Source organism: Geothrix sp. 21YS21S-2 (genome assembly GCF_030846775.1).
Lineage (GTDB): Bacteria > Acidobacteriota > Holophagae > Holophagales > Holophagaceae > Mesoterricola.
Genome location: NZ_CP132910.1, coordinates 1559644 through 1579226, shown reverse-complemented (window position 1 = coordinate 1579226; position 19583 = coordinate 1559644). Strand labels below are relative to the sequence as shown.

Below are 19583 nucleotides of genomic sequence, written 5' to 3'. Positions count from 1 at the left end.
AGCCCCCCCGCCTGAAATCAGGGTCCATGGAGAACATCAAGGTGGTCTCGGGCAGGTGATCGGCATTTCATTGAGCGCCATCTGTTTCCAAGCCCCGACACCTTCCCCGAGTACGAGAGGACACCCCGAATGCGGACCCAGCCATCCAGAGAATCGGGGTTTTCCCTGACGGAACTGCTCGTGGTCCTGGCCATCGTCGCCATCCTCGCCATCGCCACGGCCTCCAGCTTCGCCCCGAGGACGCCCCGGGCGGTCCAGCATGGCCTGCAGGACGTGCGAGGCATGGTGCTCCAGGCCCGGAGCCTCGCGCTATCCACCGGGCAGACGGTGGTCATGAGGCCCGATTTCACGACGGGCACCGTCCAGTACGTCGCCATCCAGAGCCTTGACCCCGCCAGCCCCGGCTACCTCCAGCTGGAGACCACCCCTCGCCTCACCACCGCCCTGGACGCCTCCTGGCGCCGGTACGCCAAGGTGGGGCTGAGCCTCCCCCTGGCGGCGAATGAAGTGGCGCCCCCGGGCGACGTCGCGGCCATGACGACCTTCATGGGCGGCACCGCCTTCTGGAACGCCCCGCTGGGTTCCTCCTCCCGGCTGTTCGGGTTCAACGCCACCGGCAACCTCCAGTCGGTGGCCGCCTCCGGCGGATCCGCCGCCACCCTGGTGGGGGGCGGCTGGATCGGCGTGACCGGCGCCAGCGCCAACCGTCAGGGCGTGCCCTACGGCGTGGTCCTGGTGAACGAACAGGGAATGACCCTCGCCTTCTACAAGGCGGACAGCCAACTCGACACCCCCCCGGAGCTGAAATGGAAACGCCTGGACTGATGCCGCCTCCCCGCCACGAGGCCGGATTCAGCATGGTGGAGATGCTGATGGTGGCCTTCATCATGGCCATCGGCCTCCTGGGACTGCTGACCCTCCAGGGGGCCTCCCTCGCCTCGGCCACCGCGGGGCGGGAGCGCGGAACCGCCATCCTCCTGGCGCACAACTTCATGGACGCGGTCACCGCGGAGGGCATCTTGAGCTCAGGCGAGCGCATGCAGAGCCCCACGGGCGCCGTGACCACCGGGGGCTACCGCTACATCGATCCCGTCCTCTACACCGCCCACGCCTCCTCCGCGGCCGAGAACCTCTTCTTCGACATCACCGGGACGGCCGTCGCCGCCAACAGCCCGAACCGGATCTTCACCCTCTCCTGGCAGCGGGACGCGGGGGTCCTGGCCGGCCAGAAGAACGCCGTGGCCAACTTCGTCGTCAACGTCCAGTGGCAGGAACTCGTCCGTACCAGCGGGGGCGCCACGGCCAGCGCCTCCAAATACTTCTCGGTGGGGCGCAATGTCCGGATCTGATCTCCCCCTCGCCTCCAGGCGCGGCTTCTCCCTCGTCGAGATGGCCGTGGCCATGGTCTTCATGGGCATCCTCATGGCCGGCATGGTCAGACTCTTCGCCGGGTCCACCTCGGTGATGGTCAGCGGCATGGAGACCATGAACGTCCAGCGCAAGTCGCGCCAGGGCCTGGTGCAGCTCCAGGAGGAGGTCCTGGCCGCGGGGCACCTCTACTACAAGCGCGTCGTCGCCGAGATCGATCCCACCAGCGCCGCGTCCCAGCCCCCCATGCTCATGCAGTCCACGGGCTACGTGCCCCCCGGCGGAACCGCCGCCGTGGACGAGCTCCAGATCGTCCTCGATCTTCCGCTGAACGCCCGGGGCACCCTGGCCGCGGGCTGCGCCCTGGGCGACGCCTCCCTGCAGGTCAACATGTCCTACGGTGGAAACATCATCCAGGCCGGCGACATCCTGTTCGTCCAGGACTCCAACTGGGAAGTGTTCCAGGTGGGCGCCGCACCCAACCCCGGAGGCGCCGTGGGCTTCACGGTCAACATCGTGGGCGCCCAGGAGAATCTGGTCGACGCCTACGGCAATGACACCAACCCCCTGGTGCATGCCCTGGTGCAGAAGCCCCACCTGCCCGGGGCCCAGATCAGCGTCTTCCGTCCCCTCCAGGTGGTGCGCTACACCGTGGTGCCCCGGAACCTGAATCCCGCCGACCCCGCGGCCGTGGTGCCCTGCCTCGTGCGCCAGTCGCAGCCCCTCGCGGGCAACGCCGGCGCCATCTTCGCGCCGGGCACCGCCGCCGTCGTGGCGCCCGCCCAGGAGCAGATCCTCCTGGAGAACGTCGTGGGCTTCACGGTGGACTGGAGCCTGGACGCAGGCAGGACCTGGCTGCGCGCAGGCGGGGCCGGGGACGCCTGGACCTCCATCCGCACGGCCCTGAACCAGGCCCTCGCCGCCAGCGCCAGCCCCCTGACCAAGCTGGCCGCGGGCGGAACCAGCCTGGCCGATCCCTTCTGGATGAACTACGCGCCCGTGCTCATCCAGCTCAACGTCACCACCCGCTCGGAGGTCCAGCGCACCGACTACGCGCGGGCCGGGGCGGCGAGCCCCGTCGCCTACCGCACGCGGCGGGAAACCATCATGCTGTCCCCCCGGAATTTCGGGCTCGGCGCCCCTTGAGGAGATGCTGACCATGCGCTACAACCCCAGGGAAGCTGGAGGCATTTCCATCGTCGTGGCCCTGATCCTGCTGAGCGTGGTCACCGTGGCCGCCATGGGCCTGAGCCGCACGTCGCTGCGGGAGATGCTCATCGTGGGCAACGAGTCCACGGGGCGCAAGGCCTTCGAGACCGCCGACTCGGCCATGGACTGGACCCTCACCTGGGGCAGCCCCTACTCCAACACCGCAGCCGACCCCGCCGCCGCGAGCCTCCAGAGCAGCATGACCGCGCTGCTGGCCGCGATCTACTCGGACACCAACAGGAGCGCCTACACCGACGCTTCGGGCACCATGCGCACCGCTCTGACCGGATCCGTCATCGGCGGCAACATGACGCCGCCGACGTCCTCCTACCTCCAGTCCACCGCCGTCCAGCCCTCCTTCGACGCCGAGCTCCGCTACCTGGGGGCCTACCAGCTGAGCAACACGACCCAGAGCAGCCTCATCAAGAGCAGCCAGAGCCTCTGGCTGCTGCAGACCACGGGCCGGGCCAACATCGCCGGCACCAACCAGTCCTTCGTTTCGCGCCGCGAATCCGTCGTCCAGTACATCAACTAGGCTCCCGGGAGATCCGCCATGCTTGCCAGGAACCGTTTCCTCACAGCCGCCCTGACCCTGCTCTGCCTCGCCCTGCCCGCAAGCGCCCAGGTGGAGCCCCAGCTCCTCACGCGCACGGACCTGCTGGACGTGTACAAGACCGACGCGGGCCGGAGCCAGCTCATCACGATCCTGGACTTCATGACCAGCAGCCGCGCCATCTACGAGGTGGGCACGTACTCCACCTATTCCGGGCGCGACAAGTGGGTCGACGCCGTGCCGCTCTCGGGGCTCACGGTGAAGAGGACCGGGAAGGACTACGGCTTCATCTTCCTCCTGAAGACCCCCGCCGTCCCGACGGTGGGCACCCCGGTGAACGTCTACCTCTACCAGTGGGCTCAGACGCAGACCTTCTATTCGGAAGGCGGCGCCCCGGTCGCCGGCACGCCCTACAACTTCAACGGGAGCTTCACGGGCACCGTGGTCACCTGGCAGGGCACGGCCTCGGCCACCATCGCCCAGATCACCCATGTGCGCTTCGCGCTCAGGACCGGCAGCACGACCCGCTCCATCGACCTTCCCTGCCCCTCGCAGGTGTGGAACAGCCCCTACGCCGCCTCCGCGACGGTGCCCACCGCCCCCGGCAACACCCTCGTCACCAACTACCAGAAGCGCGTCGCCGGGGGCACCACCATCCAGTACGACCCCTGGTCGGAGGCCAACAACACGGCCGTGAACCCCGCCACGGGAGGGATCCTGGCGAACATCCCCGCCGGCTATGCGGGCATGGGCAACTTCTACTATCCCCTGGACTACCTGTGCTGGATCTACGGCAGCAAGCTGATCCGCGGCACCAACGGGGTGGACTGGCGCAGCGCCCCCACCAGCGGGAACTACGCCTCCCCCGGAGGCTACGCCGTCCCCGCCACCACCGAGAACACGACGGTCCCCGATTTCGCGGCCTCCACCCCCGCGGAGGGCTGGGCCAACGGCCTGCCCGTGCTCACCCGGTACCAGGCGCAGAAGATCGCCTGCATCGACGTGCTCCTTCGCAAGGACGGCAAGTTCAACTGGATCTACCGCTACGTCGACGGCCGGGTCGACAACCCGGGCAACTCGGAGGAGGGCGGCGCCCCCACCACCTCCATCACGGCCAATCCCAGCCAGAGCGCCCTCTGGGCCGACACCACCGTCGCCAACCGGCGCTTCCTGCGAAAGCTCATTTCCGGCCTGGACGGCACGGGAGGGGGGCTGACCACCAACGGGACCAGCCTGCAGCTGATGGGGCCCTCGGGCTGGGTCCAGGCCTACGCCTCCGCCCCTGCCAGCTATGACGCCATGGACGCCGTGTCGGCCACCGGCAACAGCGCCCCCATCGGGCCCATGGATCCCCGCACCCCGCAGCCCTGGGCCTACGCCCTGGCCAACACCTACTACCGCGCCAGCATCGAAGTGAACTCCACCGTGTTCGAGGCGTCCAACGCCTCCTGCCCGGGCAAGACCTACGTCGTGATCTTCCCCACCCTGGGCCTCACGGACTCCACGGACACGGGCTCGCCCACGCGCATCTCGCAGGACGCCGCCGTGGCGTACCAGAACTACACCACCAACGGCAACTCCGGCCTGAACAAGGGCGGCACGGGGGCCTACCTCAAGGCCCCGTCCATCACGGCCCTCACGCCCACCACGGACAACTTCCACCCGGGCGTCCTGTCGGACATCGCGGCCTTCGGCGACAGCTCCAACAACTCCGGCAGCTGGGGCGCGGCCTGGGAGGTCGCTCCCGGCCGGGCGCGGTCCGCCGCCAACCCGGGCATCCAGACCATGGTGGTGAGCGTGGGCCTGCCCGGCAACCTGAACTACGATTCCGCCCACAACCAGCGCTCCTACGAGGGCGAGTTCTTCAAGATCGCCCAGTGGGCCGATCCGTCCCGCACGGACCTGGGCTACGGAGGCTGGCGCCCCAGCAAGGGGAACAACCCGGATCAGTCCAAGCTGGACGGGGGCCAGGTCTTCTACTACCCCTCCGGAAGCCCTTCGGCCCTGGAGGCCAACCTCAACGACGTGGCCAACTACATGGTCTCCGGCGCGGCCGCCCTCAGCGCCCCCGCCACGCCTACCACGGGCACCAAGACCACCACCCAGGCCTACTTCGGCATCTTCAAGACCAGCCGCAAGCCCGCCTGGACCGGCAACCTCTTCTCCGTGGGCATCAAGCGCACCCTCGACACCGTCACCAACACCGAGGTCTTCTCCTTCTACGGCAACCAGGGCGAGAGCACCATCGGGTGCGTGATGATCCTGGACACCAACGGCGACCCGGTACTGGACGCCTCGGGCAAGCCCACCTACCAGTGCGGCCTGAACAACTTCGACGACCACCACCTGTGGAGCGCCTTCGACATCTTCGGCACCTACGTCGCCGCCGACCTGCCCCTGGGCGCGACCGTCCATCCCGAGAACACGCTGTCCGGGACCCCCACCCTGTGGAGCGACCGCACCATCTGGACCCTGACGCCGGGCACGACCGCCAAGGTGCGCTTCCGGTCGAGCAACAGCGCGCTGGTGAGCACCCTGGTGACCCAGTTCGCCGCCGCGGGCCTGTTCCCCTCCACCCTCTCCACCGCCGCCGCGCGGACGGCTTCCGTGCAGGCCTTCCTCGACTACTATTGCGGCAAGGCCGCCACCGACGCCACCCGGAACCGCGTGGGCATCTTCGGTGACATCATCAACTCCGCGCCCCTGGCCATCGAACTGGGCCCCGGCAACCTGCCGACGGGCCTCACCTGGCCCGGCGGGACGGATCCCCACGCCCGCCTCCTGCTGGTGGGCACCAACCAGGGCTTCCTGCACTGCTTCATCGAGGCCGCCAACAGCAACGCCGGCGTGGTGACCGCCAGGGCCGCCGAGCTCTGGGCCTTCGTGCCGCCCGACATGCTGGGCACCATGTACGACGTCTACCTCAACCAGGACGTGGAGGACACCGTGCCCCACCGGTACCTGGTGGACGGCGATCCCGCCCTGTTCTGGGAGGACAAGCCGGTTTCCGGGCAGCTCATCGGCGACAGCCGCGTCTCCCTGGGCGCCGAGAACGCCATCGTCGTCTTCGGCATGCGCAAGGGCGCCCGCAGCTACTACGCCCTGGGCCTGTCGTCCGCCACGGACGGTTCGGTGACCCCCGAGAACTTCAAGATCCAGTGGGTCGTGGATCCCCAGCTGGCCTCCTCCAGCGACGTGGTCAAGAAGATGGCCATGAGCACCTCCGTGCCGGTGTTCACCTACGTGACCACCGACGGGACCATCAGCACCCAGAAGGCCGTGGTCTTCCTCACCGGGGGCTACGCCAACGCCCAGGTGGACAGCGCCTACCGCACCAAGGGCACCATCACGAACGCCGAGGGCATGGGCCGGTCCATCCTGGCCCTGGACGTGTTCACCGGCGCCCCCCTCAGGACCTGGGACTTCTCCGCCAGCACCGCCGTGGGATCCATCCCCGCCGGCGTGACTCCCGTGAGCATCTTCAACACCTTCCCCATAATCCAGCGGGTCTACTTCACCGACATGAAGGGCAACGTGATGGCCCTGAACTCCAACCTGAAGGCCACCGAGGCCACCTTCCGGCTGGATTCCAGCAACGTCAGCACCTGGATCACCGCCCCCCGGTTCATCTACAGCAACGCCGGCATGCGGTTCACCCAGAGGCCCGACGCGTTCCGGCTGGACGGCAACTACCCCGTGGCGGTGCCCGACAGCTCCGGAAGCAGCACCGGGACCCTCAAGCCCCTGACCGTCATGGTGAGCGCCGGGTCCGGCGACAACAACAACCCCACCGACGCGCCCGAGACGTACCCCACCAACGCGTCCGTCACCCCGCCCACCCTCAACCGGATGCTGGTCCTGGCCGACCGCCAGGACAGCCAGAACCTGGGCTACGACACCACGGGCATCCCCGACACCAGCCTCCAGCCCATCACCTACGGGTCCTGGACGACCACGTACGCCGACCCCCGGGTCACCCCCGGCGACCCCAACTACCTGTTCAAGAACAAGACGGGGTACTACTTCACTCTCAAGGACGGAGCCCTGCCCTCCGCGGTGGGCGGCGTGACCCACGACAAGGTACTGGTGAGCCCGCTGACCAAGCTGGGCACGCTCTTCTTCTCGATCTTCAACATCAACGGCAATTCCGGCTTCGGCTGCTCCTCCAACGCCTTCACCCGCACCTTCCGGGAATGCGACATCATGCGGCCCCTGGCGGTGGACACCCAGGTGCAGGCCAATTCCACCGTGGGCGACATCACGACCCTCAACAAGGGCGCCGACAACTGCTCCGGCCTGGCCTTCTACTTCAATTCCCTGAGCAGCCAGCTCGCCGACGCCGGGGACCGGGTGGTGCAGGGCGGGGCCGTGAGCGCCAAGACCGGCTCCTTCACCCAGCAGGTGGGCGCCAATACCCCCGACATCAAGTCCGTGAAGGACCAGGAGAGCAGCCGCGGGTTCCGCATGCGCACCTGGCGCGTCATCCACTGAGGTCCACAAGGCGAACATAAGGGGGCTTGATCCGGAGCGCGAGGCGTCCAGGTTATTCTGGCGCGGCCCCTAAACCTCCCGCCCTCCGCCCGGGTCGATCCTGCATCCCCTCAAGTCCCTGGAGATCCCATGCAAAGAAATGGCCTCATGGCCCAGCTCGTGGCCGGTTCCCTGATCCTGGCCAGTCCCCTGGCCGCCGCCGGTCCCGGCAGCCACCCCGCCGCCGCCACGGCCAGCCGTCCCGTCTACGGCACCTTCGGCTTCGACACCGCCGGCATGGACCGCACCGTCGCCCCCGGGGACGATTTCGGCCGGTTCGCCAGCGGCACCTACATCAGGAACCTCGCCATCCCCGCCGACCGCGCCGATTCGGGCATGTTCGCCCTCCTGCGGGACCTCAGCCAGAAGCAGACCCGGGACATCGTGGAGGCCCAGGCCCGGCTGAAGGGCGCGAAGGCGGGGTCCGAGGCCCGGAAGGTGGGGGACTTCTACGCCACCTTCATGGACGAGGCGGCCATCGAGGCCAAGGGCCTCGCGCCCCTGAAGCCAACGCTGGACGCCATCCAGGCCATCGACGACCGCGCCCGGCTGGCGACCTACTTCGGCGAGGCCACGCGCCAGGGCATGCGCATGCCCCTGGGCCTGCGCATCGGCCAGGACATGAAGGACCCCGGCATCATGTCCGTGAGCGTGGGGCAGGGCGGCCTGGGCCTGCCGGACCGGGACTACTACCTGGACACGAAGAACCCCAAGTTCGAAGGGATCCGCGTCAAGTACGTGGCCCACATCGCCACGATGTTGCGCCTGGCGGGCTTCGGCGACGCCGAGGCGCGGGCCCGGGGGATCTTCGGCCTGGAGGCGAAGATCGCCGCCACCCACTGGACCCGGGTCCAGCAGCGCCAGCGGGAGAAGCTCTACAATCCCACCCCCGCGGCGGAGCTGGAGACGGCCTACCCCGGCGTGGGCTGGGCCTCCCTCCTGGCGGCCGCGGGCGTCCAGGACCAGAAGGTCATCATCGTCTCCAACCCCAGCGCCGTGGCCGGCGAAGGCCGGCTCATGGCCACGGAGCCCCTGGAGACCTGGAAGGACTACCTGGCCTTCCATGCCCTGGAGGGCGCCGCCCAGTGCCTGCCCAAGGCCTTCGTGGAGGAGGCCTTCGCCTTCCACGGCAAGGTCCTGGCGGGCCAGCCCGAGGACCAGCCCCGGTGGAAGCGCGGCGTGGACATGACCAGCCGGGTGCTCGGCGAGGCCGTGGGCAAGCTTTACGTGGCCAAGTATTTCCCCCCCGAGGCCAAGCGCCAGATGGACGTGCTGGTCAGGAACGTCATCCAGGCCATGGACCAGCGCCTGGCCGACCTCGCCTGGATGGACCCCGCGACCAAGGCCGAGGCCCGGGCCAAGCTGGCCCGCTTCACGCCCAAGATCGGCTACCCCGACACGTGGCGTGACTACTCCACGCTGGAGATCCGCCGCGGGGACGCCCTGGGCAACCTGCGCCGGGCCGCCGAGTTCCAGTACCAGCGCCAGCTGGACAAGATCGGCAAGCCCATCGACCGCTCCGAATGGAACATGACGCCCATGACGGTGAACGCCTACGCCAACCCCGCCTGGAACGAGATCGTCTTCCCCGCGGCCATCCTGCAGGCGCCCTTCTTCGACCCCAAGGCCGACCCCGCGGTGAACTACGGCGGCATCGGCGTCGTCATCGGCCACGAGATCAGCCACCACTTCGACGACCAGGGCCGCAAGTACGACAAGGACGGCAAGCTCTCCGACTGGTGGACGCCCGAGGACGTCAAGCGCTTCACCGCCCTCACGGACAAGGTGGTCCGGCAGTACGCCGCCTACGAGCCCCTGCCGGGCACCCACGTGAACGGCGAGCTGACCCTGGGCGAGAACATGGCCGATCTGGCGGGCATCAACGTGGCCTTCGACGCCTACCACGCGTCCCTGCAGGGCAAGCCCGCCAAGGTGCTCGGCGGCTTCACCGGCGACCAGCGCTTCTTCCTGGGGTTCGCCCAGGTGTGGCGGAGCAAGTACCGCGACGAGGCCCTCCTCAACCGCGTGACCACCGACCCCCACACCCCCGGCTTCCTGCGGCCCAACGTGGCGCGCAACCTGGACGCGTGGTACCAGGCCTTCGGGGTCAAGGAAGGCCAGAAGCTCTACCTGGCCCCCCCGGACCGCCTCAAGGTCTGGTAGCTAGTCGAACACCTCCACGATGCGGATCGCCCCGCCCCCCTCCGACCCCCCCAGCAGCACCACGTGGCCGGAGGCGAGGCGGGCGGCCGCATGGCGGTACCGGGTGGTGACCGCGGACATCGCCAACCGGCTCTGCCCGGTGCCGGGATCGAAGGCCTCCACCGTGGCCGTGGCCATGGAATTCTCGCCGGAGGAGGCGTAGGTCAGCCCACCCGCCAGCAGCACCTTCCCGTCCCCCAGGAGGGTGGCCGTATGGCTGGCGCGGGGGCGAAGCATCGTGCCGAGGGTCTGGAACCGGTTGGCGGCGGGGTCGTACACCTCCACGAGGGAGGAGACGTCGGTGCCCTCGAGGTCGGGGGTCGTGCCGCCCGCGATGAGGACCCGGCCGTCGGGCAGCAGGGTGGCGGTGTGGTTGAAGCGGGCCTGGGCAGGCGCGCCCGCGGGGGAGAAGGTGCCGGTGGCGGGGTCGTAGAGCTCGGCGTTGCGCCAGGTCCTCTGGCCGCAGGTGTAGGCGCAGGTGCTGTCCCGCCCTCCCACGACCAGGACCCGGCCGTCCTGGAGGGTCGTGGCCGTGTGGCCCGCGCGGGGCAGGGCCATGGCTCCCGTGGCCGCGAACCGCTTCTGGACCGGGTCGAACACCTCGGCGGCCGGGAGGGCGGAGACATCGGAGCCGGGGAGCGGCAGGCCGCCCGTGACCAGGATGCGCCCGTCGGCCAGGGGGGCCGCGCCGTGGTCAAAGCGCGGGGTCAGCATCCCGGCGTCGAGGGTGGAGAAGGCGCCGTCCTGGTAGACCATCGCTGAAGCCAGGGCCACCATCCGGCTCTGGGCGGCTTCGACCCCCAGGCCGCCCAGGAAGAGCCAGCCCCCTCCGGGCAGGGGCGAGGCCGTGTGGCTCCAGCGCTTGCCGCCCGTTTCGCCCGCGGACAGGAAGGTCTGGCTGGCCGGGATGAACCGCTCCGCCAGGCTGGACTCCACCCCGCCCACCACCAGGACGCTGCCGTCGGCCAGAAGGGAGGCCGTGTGGTTGACCCGGCTGACCAGCAGGTCCGTCCGGCGCTGCAGGTCGACCCAGAAGCCTTCCACGGTCAGGGCCGCCTGGGCGACGGACCCGCCCGCGGCCCGGGCCCGGACGTGGTAGACGCCCGGGGCGTCCGGGGCGACGTAGCGTCCGGCCGCGTCCACGGTGCCGCCCCCGGGTTCCACGACCTCGTAGACCGCCGGAATGGGGTGGCCCTGGACGTCGGTTGCGGTGACCCGGGTCTCGCCCTTGACCTTGAGGGTCGACGCGTCGATCCGCAGCTGGGCGGCCGGGGCCGGCGCCGGGCTCGATCCGGAGCCCCCCCCGCAGGCCGCGAGGGCGAGCATGGCGGCCATGGGGGCGGCCATCCTGGCCAAGGCCGGGAGGTTGGTGAAACACTTCAAATTTTCAATTTGTAACGCTTCTTTCAAAGCTGCCTCCCGGGTGTTCTGGAATCCAGCCCTGTTCTACGACCTTCCCGCGGAAGCCGTTGAGTCCCTTTTTTTGCAAAATACAGGCCTGGCCGGGAACATCCACAAGAAGTGCAATCATTTCAAGCGTAGCTCAGGATAATTCCGCCATAAAAAAGTACTATGAGACTCAATCTCATTATTATATTCTTAACCCATGGGTCGCCAATGTTCCAACTTCCTCCTGCCTCCGCCTGATCTGGGCGGCCTGCCCAAGGGGCGGCCCCTGAGTGCCCTCCTCCTGTCGCTGCCGTTCTACGCCCTGGTGGCGGGCGCCCTGGCGGTCCTCTCCGTGCGGCCGGGGGAAGCGGCCGTGAGGCCGACCATCGCCATCTCCCTGGAGGAGGCCCTGCCCATGGCCGCCCCGCCGCCACCCCCGCCCGCAGGGGGCGGCGCCCCCACGGCGGTCCGGGCCACCCCCCCTCAACCCGCCGAGGAGGAGGTGCCGGTCGTGGCGCCTACCCATCTGCCCACGGCGCCTGCCCCAGCGGTCTCTGGTCCGGTTGGTTCCGGGGGACCTTCCGGAGTGCCCGGCGGCACGCCAGCCGGCGCGCCGGCTGGCGTGCCGGGAGGACAGGTGGGCGGAACTCCGGGCGGACAGCTTGACGGCGTCCTGCCCCCGGTCTTCGATGCGGCCTACCTGCAGAACCCAGCCCCGGACTATCCGCCGCTCTCCCGCCGCCTGCGGGAGGAGGGGCGCCTGGTGCTCCGGGTCCGGGTGGGGGTGGACGGCCGGGCCGAGGACATCGAGGTCCGCACCAGCACCGGCCATCCCCGCCTTGACCAGACGGGTATCCAGACCGTCCGCCGCTGGCGCTTCGTGCCCGCACGGCGCGGCGCCGACAAGGTGCCTGCCTGGGTGCTCATTCCCATCACCTTCAACCTGGACGCCTAGGCGTCCCCAACCCCCCCTTTGCCGGGGCGCCCCGGGCGCCCCCAGGAGTCCCATGTCCGCTCGAACCTTGTCCCTCGCCCTCCTGGCGCTGCCCCTGCTGTCCCAGGCCCCCCGCAGGAGGCCTCCCTCCCCGAAGTGAAGGTGCGCGGCCGCGCCGCCAAGGAGGACCCCAAGGCCCCCGTGGCGGGGTACGTGGCCACCCGCACCGCCGCCACGAAGCTGGACCTGCCCCTGGCCGAGACGCCCCAGGCCATCACCGTCATCACGGCCGACCAGATCCGGGAGCAGGGCGCCCGCACCATGCAGGAGATCCTCCGCTACGCGCCGGGCGTGAACGCCGACGTGTACGGCCTGGACAACCGCGGCGACTGGTTCCTCCTGCGGGGAGGCAGCCAGGGCTCGACGCTGCTGGACGGGCTTCGGCGGCCCCTCAGCGGGTGGTACGGCATCGTGCGGGACGAGCCCTTCGCCTTCGAGCGGGTGCGGCTGGCGTCGCCCACCTGACTACTTCTCGTGGTGCTCGAAGACCCCGTTCCATCCGGGCCCGGGCGGATCGGAGAGGTAGTGCCGGCACCGCTCCGCCAGGAGGCGGCCGGGGCCGTCGCCTTCGTCCAGCAGGGCCAGGGCCTCCCCCCAGCGCCCGGCCTGGTAGCGGGCGAAGGCCTCCCCGAAGCGCGAGGCGGCGGCCACCTGCTCCGGGGTGGCCTCGGCCCTGAGGGCGATGAGCTCGTGGAGCCCGATGGGAACCTGCTTGCCCTTCACGGTGACCCGGTCCACGGGCCGCGTGAGGATGGCGCTTCCGGCCGCGGCCACCGTGGCCTCGCTCACAAGGATGCGGGTGCCGTAGACCTTGTTCAGGCCCTCCAGGCGGCTGGCGAGGTTCACGTTGTCGCCGATGGTGGTGTAGTTCATGCGGGCGTCGTACCCGATGTTGCCCACCACGGCCGTGCCGGTGTGGATGCCGATGCGGGTGTGGAAGGCGATGCCGGCCCAGGCCGCGTTCAGCTCCCGGATGCGGTCCTGGGCCCTCAGGGCGCTGGCGCAGGCCCGCAGGGCGTGGTCGGCCACGGGGTTGGGGGCGTTCCAGAAGCCCATGACGGAGTCCCCGATGAACTTGTCCACGGTGCCGCCGTGCTCGATGAGGATCCGGGTGACGGCCTCGAAGTAGGCGCCCAGCTTGGCCACCAGCTCCTCCGGGTCCACCTGCTCGGAGATGCTGGTGAAGTCCTTGATGTCGGAGAAGAAGAAGGTGAGCTCGCGCTTCTCGACGCCGATCACGGCCTCCCTGCCCAGGCGCATGAGGCCGAGCACCACGTCGGAGGGCACGTACTTCTTGAAGCTGCGCAGGCCGTTGCGCATGTTCCGGATGGACTGGCCGATCTGCACCACCTCGAGGATGGAGGTGGGGATCTCCGGCGCGTCCCCCAGGTCCAGGAGGCGGATGCGGTCCACTTCGCCCACGAGTTCGCCCAGGGGCCGCGCGATGGCCCGGGAGATGGCGAAGGCCAGCACGAGGCTGAGCCCGACGAAAAGCAGGGTGATCCCCGCCGTGAGGCGCAGGCTGTGCTTGATGCTGCCCAGGATCTCCTCCTCGGGCACCACCACGCCGATGGTGAAGTGGTAGACCGGCTCGGGCCGGAAGGAGGCCAGCATCCGGCGCCCGGAAGGGTCCCTGAAGGCCAGGAAGTCCCAGCCCTTCATGGCGGGCGCCGTCCGGCGGGCCAGCACCGCCTCCCGCACGGCGGGATCGGCCAGCTCGCCGATCTCCCGCAGGCCGTATTCCATCCGGCCATCCCTGGGGGTGGCCTTGATGATCAGGCCCAGGTCATGCCCGGCGCCCATGGGCATGGCCACCACGTGGTCGGCCGCGTCGATGATGAAGGCCTTGCCCGTCCGGCCCACCCGCAGGCCTTCCAGGAAGCTCGAGATGCCCGCGATGTTGAGGTCGATGGCGGTGACGCAGAGCAGGCCGCCCTTTTCGTCGTACACCGGATTGACGTTGGAGTAGTTCAGGCCCGCGCGGGTGCCGTAGACGTCCGTCCACGTGAGCTTGCCGGCCTCGAGGCCGGCCTTGTACCAGGGCCGGAGGCGGGGGTCGTACCCCGTGTCCAGGCCCGTGCGGGTGTCGGGGTAGTCCTTGGCGTAGGCCGGGTTGGCGTGGTGCCAGACGCTGACGACCTCGCGGGCGGACCGGTGCACGAGGCGGCGGGAGATGGTCCCGTCGGGCATGGTGCGGGCCTGGTACTTGTGCCCCGAGGGCAACCCCACGTCGATGACGGTGAGGGAGGGGTTCACGGCCAGGGCGTCCACGAGGAAGCCCGTGAAGGAGGCCTCCCGGGCGGGGTCCAGGTTCCCGGTGCGGATCAGGGAGGCCAGGAGGAGGTTCAGGCGCTCCGCCCCCGCCAGCCGGGACTCGAGCTTGTCGCTGACGGAACGGGAGAGGCGCCCCATGGCCTGGCGGGTGGTTAGGTAGAGCGCCTGGCGGGTGCCGAACCAGAGGGCCGTGGCCACCGAGGCCGCGGCGAGCAGGATCAGCCCGGAGACCAGGGTGGAGATCGCGACCTTGAGCGAGTAGCGCTTCATGGGACGTTCAGGCGAACGGCTTGCGGGGCGGGGCCTGGTCCGCCCCCACCCGGCCGGTGGCGATCTCGGCGGCGTAGTAGCTCTCCCCGGCAAGCGGGCACCCCGCCATGCGCCGGAGCATCGCCAGCTGGCCCACGTGGGTCAGGGCGTCCGCCAGGGGGCCGTGCACCAGGCGCTCCCAGTCGGTGACCGCCGGACCTGAGGCCAGCCGTTCGTCCAGCCTCTCCAGGGCCGCGTGGAAGCGGGCCGATTCGATGTCCCAGGCTTCCGGCACGGCCACCTGCCACCGCCTCTCGCCGATGACCATGGAGTGGGTCCAGTCCAGGAGGTCGCTGATGTGGGAGAGGATGGCCAGGGGGGTCTTGCCGCCGCCCTCGAACCCGGCGAAGGCGGGAGGGGCGCCGCGGAGGCATTTGCCACCCCGGTAGGCAAGGGTGGCGAGCAGGTGACGGAGGAATTCGCGCGGGTCCACGGGAGTCTCCATGAGGCGACAAGGTTACCACCCGGAAGCGGGGGAGCGGGATATCATGGCGGCTTCAGGGAGGAGGTACCCATGGTCGCCATTCCCAGACCCGCCCCCGGGGAGATCCCCGCCAGCTACGCCGGGTATGCCGCCCAGGTTCCCGAGGGGGACCTGGATGTCCTTCTGGAGCGCCAGGAAAGGCAGCTGGCCGAACTGCTGGCCGCGATCCCCGAAGAGCGCGGCGCCTTCCGCTATGCGCCGGGGAAGTGGAGCATCAAGGACCTGGTGGGGCACCTCGCCGACACCGAGCGGATCATGAGCTACCGCCTGCTCTGCGTCGCCCGGGAGGAGAGGACGCCCCTGCCCGGGTTCGAGGAGGACGACTACGCCCGGGCGGCGCGGGCCGACGCCCGCCCGCTGGCGGAGCTCGCCGCGGACTTCGTGGCGGTGCGCCGGGCCACCCTCACCCTGGTGCGGGGCTTGGCGCCCGAGGCCTGGACCCGCCAGGGCACCGTCAACGGCAAGACGGTCGCCGCCAGCCACCTGGGCCTCGTCATCGCCGGCCACGCCGCCCATCACCTGGAGGTGCTCCAGGAGCGCTACCTGGGAGGGGGCGGCCTCTCCTAGTGTAGATTGGACGTCAGGAGCACGCATGGCCACCCGACGCCCCCCCACCCCCGAGCCGGCGAAATCGCCCTTCGCCTACCCCTGGGTCAACCTCGGGCTCTGCGCCGTGTGCGTCTACGCCGGCATCCTCGCCGCCATGGTGTGCATGACGGCCAAGGACAAGACCGCCTACTTCTTCGCGGCGGCCTTCTCCTTCATCGGGGCCTTCCGGCTTTTCCAGAACTACCTTAAGATCCGGAAGCCCAGAGGCTAGAAGGCCCTGGCGGAGGTGTCCATGCCGAAGCTGCGGGTGCAGTGCTTCTCGATGTCCATCGACGGTTTCGGCGCCGGGCCGGACCAGAGCCTGGACCAGCCGATGGGGGTGGGCGGCATGGCCCTGCACGGGTGGTTCATGGACACCCCGACCTTCCGGCGCATGACTGGGCAGCCGGGGGGAACGCCGGGCCCGGACGAGGACTTCGCGGCCCGGGGATTCCGGGGCATCGGGGCGTGGATCCTGGGCCGGAACATGTTCGGGCCCGTGCGGGGACCCTGGCCCGACGGTTCCTGGAAGGGCTGGTGGGGGGACGAGCCGCCCTACCACACCGACGTGTTCGTCCTGACCCACCATCCCCGGGAGGCCCTGCCCATGGCCGGGGGGACGGTCTTCCACTTCGTGACCGGCGGCATCCACGAGGCGCTGGAGCGGGCCTTCGCGGCCGCCGGGGGGCAGGATGTGCGGCTGGGGGGCGGGGCCGCGACGATCCGGCAGTACCTGGCCGCGGGGCTGGTGGATGAGCTTCACCTGGCCATCTCGCCGGTGCTGCTGGGGTCCGGGGAGCCGCTGCTGGCCGGCCTGGATCTGCCGGTGCTGGGGTACCGCTGCGTCGAGCAGGTGGCCACGCCGAAGGCCATGCACGTGGTGCTCGCCCGGGATGGGGACCGGTAGGCCCTTGGCATGAATTTGAATTCGATGTGGTAACAACACCAAGGCTCGTCGCCGGAGATTGGCGGGTTTCATCACCTTCATCCCAGACATCGATGTTTGTCCCTGTTTCGCAGGGCAAGGGCTTGGATGGGTCGGCGCAGGCGGGTCATGCGCGCACCGGCCCAGACCATCGCTGGCCCTGCGTAACCGGGATGAACGCCGATATTTGGGATGAAAAGGGATGGGGCCGCAGACTCCCATTTCGTGCGCATCACCATCTCTTATTGAAATCCAAGATTTGCAGGGCCCAGGCCGCGGGATCAGAGCGGCGCGCCGGCGGCGTCCACGAAGTCCACGACGCGCCCCCCGGTGATGCGGGCCAGGGCCTCGAGGGTCGTGCGCACGGAGGTGGCGTCGGTGCCCGCGGCGGGGAAGATGGTTTCATACCGGCCCAGCTCGCGGTCCAGGAGGATCTCGACCCCCTCCAGGGCGAAAGGGCACACGCCGCCGGGACGGTAGCCGGTGACCCGCTCGGTCTCCCCGGCGTCGGCCATGGAGACCTTGGAGCCCAGGACGCGCTTGAGGGTGCCCGAGGGGATCCGCTTGTCGCCGGGGCACACCACCAGGGTGTAGGCCTCGGCCTTGTTCCGGAAGAGGAGCGACTTGGCGATGCGCGCGGGCTCGACGCCGTGGCGGGCCGCGGCCAGCTCCACGGTGTGGGTGCTGCCCGGCTCGAACTCGATGGCCTCCAGGCCGTGATCGCGGAACACCTTCTGGACCTTTTCCGGAACCATGCGGCGACCCCCCGGGGACATTGTCCCAGAACGGCCCCGCGATACCATGGGGACATGTCCGTCCTCCGCCCAGCCGAACCCCGCGACGCCGCGCCCCTGGCGGCCCTGGCCGAGCGCGCCTTCCGGGACGCCTTCGCCGCCGAGAATACGCCCGGTGACATGGATCTCCACTGCCGGGCCTCGTACGGCGAGGCGATCCAGGCCCGGGAATTCCGGGATCCGGGGCTCGCCACCCTGGTGTGGGAGCACGAGGGGGGCCTGGGCGGCTTCGTCCAGCTGCGGGGGGGACCCGCCCCGGCCTGCGTTCCCGGTTCGAGCCCCTGGGAGATCCTGCGCCTCTACGTGGACCGGGCATGGCACGGCAGGGGCGTGGCCCAGAGCCTCATGGGCACGGCCATCGCCCTGGCGGAGGCGGGCGGCGCGGACCAGGTGTGGCTGGGCGTGTGGGAGCGCAACCCTCGAGCCATCGCGTTCTACCGGAAATGGGGGTTCGAGGCGGTGGGGGAGCACGTCTTCGTCGTGGGGACGGATCCCCAGCGGGACCTCGTCATGACCCGGTCCGCGCTGCCCCCGGCGGACCGTCCCGACCCCGCGGGCCCATGACACCGTCTGGGTTGAAACATTAATTCCTGGGTTTATGATGATCCAAGTCATCAAACCCGGCCCCAGGATGTCCCGAAGGAGTGCGTGCCTTGCTGCAGACCCGTTTCGACCTCACCCAGAAGGACATCCCCGGGCAGTGGTACAACATCGCCGCGGACTTCCCCGAGCCCATGGCCCCCCCGCTCCACCCGGGGACGAGGGAACCCGTGGGGCCCGAGGCGCTCCTGGCCATCTTCCCCGAGGCCCTGGTGCACCAGGAGGCCAGCACCGAGCGCCACATCGCCATCCCCGACGAAGTGCGGGAGATCCTTGCCCTCTGGCGCCCCACGCCCCTGTTCCGGGCGGTGCGGCTGGAGAAGCTCCTGGATACGCCGGCCCACATCTACTACAAGTACGAGGGCGTGAGCCCCGCCGGCAGCCACAAGCCCAACACCGCCGTGCCCCAGGTCTGGTACAACAAGCAGGAGGGGGTCAAGCACATCGCCACCGAGACCGGGGCGGGGCAGTGGGGGTCCAGCGTGGCTTTCGCCTGCAAGCTCATGGGCCTGGACTGCAAGGTGTGGATGGTGAAGGTGAGCTACCACCAGAAGCCCTACCGGCGGATGCTCATGGAGACCTACGACGCCAAGGTCTACTCCAGCCCCAGCGACCAGACCGCCTTCGGACGCAGCATCCTGGAGAAGGACCCCCACTGCGCCGGCAGCCTGGGCATCGCCATCAGCGAGGCCATCGAGGCCACCGTCACCACCCCCGGGACCAAGTACTCCCTGGGCAGCGTGCTGAACCACGTATGCCTCCACCAGACCGTCATCGGGCAGGAGGCCATCGCCCAGATGGAACTGGCCGGGGAGTACCCCGACATCGTCATCGGCTGCGCCGGCGGCGGCAGCAACTTCGCGGGCATCGCCTTCCCCTTCCTCCAGCAGAAGATCCGGGACAAGCGCCCCACCCGCATCGTCGCCGTGGAGCCCTCGGCCTGCCCGACCCTGACCCGGGGCGAGCTGCGCTACGACTTCGGGGACATGGCGAAAATGACGCCCCTGATGATGATGTACACCCTGGGCTCGGACTTCATGCCCCCCAGCATCCACGCCGGCGGCCTCCGGTACCACGGCATGGCCCCCACCGTCAGCCACGCCCTGAAGCTGGGCCTCATCGAGGCCACCGCCGTCAAGCAGCGCGAAGTCTTCAGCGCCTCGGCCACCTTTGCCAGGACGGAAGGCCTGCTCCCCGCCCCCGAGTCCGGCCACGCCATCGCCGCCGCGATCCGGGAGGCCCTGGCCGCCAGGGAGGAAGGAAGGAAGAAGGTCATCGTGTTCAACATGTCGGGGCACGGCATGCTGGACCTGGCGGCCTACGAGGCCTACTTCGACGGGGATCTGCAGGACGTCTAGGCGCCT

The 19583-nt window shown here is 69.7% G+C and carries 17 protein-coding genes; 13 read left to right on the top strand and 4 right to left on the bottom strand.

Features of this window, described 5'->3' with window-relative positions; translation table 11 throughout:
• Nucleotides 1-129 precede the first annotated feature (129 nt).
• From RAH40_RS07190 to RAH40_RS07165, 6 genes are all read left to right on the top strand, one after another.
• A complete protein-coding gene (locus RAH40_RS07190; protein ID WP_306601413.1) occupies nucleotides 130-825 on the top strand; it encodes a Tfp pilus assembly protein FimT/FimU in 696 nt (231 codons plus the stop codon).
• Complete coding sequence (locus RAH40_RS07185; RefSeq protein WP_306601412.1) at nucleotides 807-1349, top strand: prepilin-type N-terminal cleavage/methylation domain-containing protein; 543 nt, start codon at nucleotides 807-809, stop codon at nucleotides 1347-1349. Before RAH40_RS07190 ends, RAH40_RS07185 begins: the two co-directional genes overlap by 19 nt.
• Nucleotides 1336-2514 carry a PilW family protein gene (locus RAH40_RS07180; protein ID WP_306601411.1) on the top strand — a complete coding sequence of 393 codons (1179 nt, stop codon included), beginning with the start codon at nucleotides 1336-1338 and terminating at the stop codon, nucleotides 2512-2514. The genes RAH40_RS07185 and RAH40_RS07180 overlap by 14 nt, the downstream gene beginning before the upstream one ends.
• A 13-nt stretch (nucleotides 2515-2527) precedes the next feature.
• Nucleotides 2528-3112 carry a pilus assembly PilX N-terminal domain-containing protein gene (locus tag RAH40_RS07175; RefSeq protein ID WP_306601410.1) on the top strand — a complete coding sequence of 195 codons (585 nt, stop codon included), beginning with the start codon at nucleotides 2528-2530 and terminating at the stop codon, nucleotides 3110-3112.
• An 18-nt stretch (nucleotides 3113-3130) separates the two neighbouring features.
• On the top strand, nucleotides 3131-7621 hold the full coding sequence (locus tag RAH40_RS07170) for a hypothetical protein (protein ID WP_306601409.1): 4491 nt from the start codon (nucleotides 3131-3133) through the stop codon (nucleotides 7619-7621).
• 129 nt (nucleotides 7622-7750) lie between these two features.
• Nucleotides 7751-9823 (top strand): M13 family metallopeptidase, encoded by a 2073-nt coding sequence (locus RAH40_RS07165; protein ID WP_306601408.1) that lies wholly within the window; start codon nucleotides 7751-7753, stop codon nucleotides 9821-9823.
• On the opposite strand, the gene RAH40_RS07160 is transcribed toward RAH40_RS07165, so the two are convergent.
• On the bottom strand, nucleotides 9824-11197 hold the full coding sequence (locus tag RAH40_RS07160) for a kelch repeat-containing protein (RefSeq protein ID WP_306601407.1): 1374 nt from the start codon (nucleotides 11195-11197) through the stop codon (nucleotides 9824-9826).
• Between the two features lie 271 nt (nucleotides 11198-11468).
• Here RAH40_RS07160 and RAH40_RS07155 point away from each other — a divergent pair, with 271 nt between their 5' ends.
• Together RAH40_RS07155 and RAH40_RS07150 are read left to right on the top strand one after the other, a co-directional pair.
• Complete coding sequence (locus RAH40_RS07155) at nucleotides 11469-12206, top strand: energy transducer TonB (protein WP_306601406.1); 738 nt, start codon at nucleotides 11469-11471, stop codon at nucleotides 12204-12206.
• A 141-nt stretch (nucleotides 12207-12347) separates the two neighbouring features.
• Nucleotides 12348-12710, top strand: coding sequence for a TonB-dependent receptor plug domain-containing protein (locus RAH40_RS07150; protein ID WP_306601405.1), 363 nt, complete (start codon nucleotides 12348-12350; stop codon nucleotides 12708-12710).
• Here the strand turns inward: RAH40_RS07150 and RAH40_RS07145 are convergent, their stop codons facing one another.
• Nucleotides 12711-14789 carry an adenylate/guanylate cyclase domain-containing protein gene (locus RAH40_RS07145; RefSeq protein ID WP_306601404.1) on the bottom strand — a complete coding sequence of 693 codons (2079 nt, stop codon included), beginning with the start codon at nucleotides 14787-14789 and terminating at the stop codon, nucleotides 12711-12713. It lies immediately after the preceding gene.
• A 7-nt stretch (nucleotides 14790-14796) separates the two neighbouring features.
• Nucleotides 14797-15261: a hypothetical protein gene (locus RAH40_RS07140; protein ID WP_306601403.1), complete on the bottom strand. Its 465-nt coding sequence runs from the start codon at nucleotides 15259-15261 to the stop codon at nucleotides 14797-14799.
• 81 nt (nucleotides 15262-15342) lie between these two features.
• On the opposite strand from RAH40_RS07140, the gene RAH40_RS07135 reads away from it, so the two are divergent.
• The 3 genes from RAH40_RS07135 to RAH40_RS07125 are packed head-to-tail and all read left to right on the top strand — an operon-like array spanning nucleotide 15343 to nucleotide 16807.
• Nucleotides 15343-15879, top strand: coding sequence for a DinB family protein (locus tag RAH40_RS07135; protein ID WP_306601402.1), 537 nt, complete (start codon nucleotides 15343-15345; stop codon nucleotides 15877-15879).
• A gap of 25 nt (nucleotides 15880-15904) precedes the next feature.
• Nucleotides 15905-16132: a hypothetical protein gene (locus tag RAH40_RS07130; RefSeq protein WP_306601401.1), complete on the top strand. Its 228-nt coding sequence runs from the start codon at nucleotides 15905-15907 to the stop codon at nucleotides 16130-16132.
• Between the two features lie 21 nt (nucleotides 16133-16153).
• Complete coding sequence (locus RAH40_RS07125; protein ID WP_306601400.1) at nucleotides 16154-16807, top strand: dihydrofolate reductase family protein; 654 nt, start codon at nucleotides 16154-16156, stop codon at nucleotides 16805-16807.
• Nucleotides 16808-17106: 299 nt separating this feature from the next.
• Here RAH40_RS07125 and RAH40_RS07120 read toward each other — a convergent pair whose 3' ends face one another.
• A complete protein-coding gene (locus RAH40_RS07120; protein WP_306601399.1) occupies nucleotides 17107-17580 on the bottom strand; it encodes a YbaK/EbsC family protein in 474 nt (157 codons plus the stop codon).
• Between the two features lie 54 nt (nucleotides 17581-17634).
• Between RAH40_RS07120 and RAH40_RS07115 the strand changes: the two genes are divergently transcribed.
• Both RAH40_RS07115 and RAH40_RS07110 read left to right on the top strand, forming a co-directional pair.
• A complete protein-coding gene (locus RAH40_RS07115) occupies nucleotides 17635-18183 on the top strand; it encodes an N-acetyltransferase (protein WP_306601398.1) in 549 nt (182 codons plus the stop codon).
• A gap of 89 nt (nucleotides 18184-18272) precedes the next feature.
• A complete protein-coding gene (locus RAH40_RS07110) occupies nucleotides 18273-19577 on the top strand; it encodes a TrpB-like pyridoxal phosphate-dependent enzyme (protein ID WP_306601397.1) in 1305 nt (434 codons plus the stop codon).
• Nucleotides 19578-19583 lie beyond the last annotated feature (6 nt).

Coding starts and splice junctions, on each gene's coding strand:
- RAH40_RS07190 (WP_306601413.1), top strand. CDS start 130: ATGCGGACCCAGCCATCCAGAGAATCGGGGTTTTCCCTGACGGAACTG.
- RAH40_RS07185 (WP_306601412.1), top strand. CDS start 807: ATGGAAACGCCTGGACTGATGCCGCCTCCCCGCCACGAGGCCGGATTC.
- RAH40_RS07180 (WP_306601411.1), top strand. CDS start 1,336: ATGTCCGGATCTGATCTCCCCCTCGCCTCCAGGCGCGGCTTCTCCCTC.
- RAH40_RS07175 (WP_306601410.1), top strand. CDS start 2,528: ATGCGCTACAACCCCAGGGAAGCTGGAGGCATTTCCATCGTCGTGGCC.
- RAH40_RS07170 (WP_306601409.1), top strand. CDS start 3,131: ATGCTTGCCAGGAACCGTTTCCTCACAGCCGCCCTGACCCTGCTCTGC.
- RAH40_RS07165 (WP_306601408.1), top strand. CDS start 7,751: ATGCAAAGAAATGGCCTCATGGCCCAGCTCGTGGCCGGTTCCCTGATC.
- RAH40_RS07160 (WP_306601407.1), bottom strand. CDS start 11,197: ATGGCCGCCATGCTCGCCCTCGCGGCCTGCGGGGGGGGCTCCGGATCG.
- RAH40_RS07155 (WP_306601406.1), top strand. CDS start 11,469: ATGGGTCGCCAATGTTCCAACTTCCTCCTGCCTCCGCCTGATCTGGGC.
- RAH40_RS07145 (WP_306601404.1), bottom strand. CDS start 14,789: ATGAAGCGCTACTCGCTCAAGGTCGCGATCTCCACCCTGGTCTCCGGG.
- RAH40_RS07135 (WP_306601402.1), top strand. CDS start 15,343: ATGGTCGCCATTCCCAGACCCGCCCCCGGGGAGATCCCCGCCAGCTAC.
- RAH40_RS07130 (WP_306601401.1), top strand. CDS start 15,905: ATGGCCACCCGACGCCCCCCCACCCCCGAGCCGGCGAAATCGCCCTTC.
- RAH40_RS07125 (WP_306601400.1), top strand. CDS start 16,154: ATGCCGAAGCTGCGGGTGCAGTGCTTCTCGATGTCCATCGACGGTTTC.
- RAH40_RS07120 (WP_306601399.1), bottom strand. CDS start 17,580: ATGGTTCCGGAAAAGGTCCAGAAGGTGTTCCGCGATCACGGCCTGGAG.
- RAH40_RS07115 (WP_306601398.1), top strand. CDS start 17,635: ATGTCCGTCCTCCGCCCAGCCGAACCCCGCGACGCCGCGCCCCTGGCG.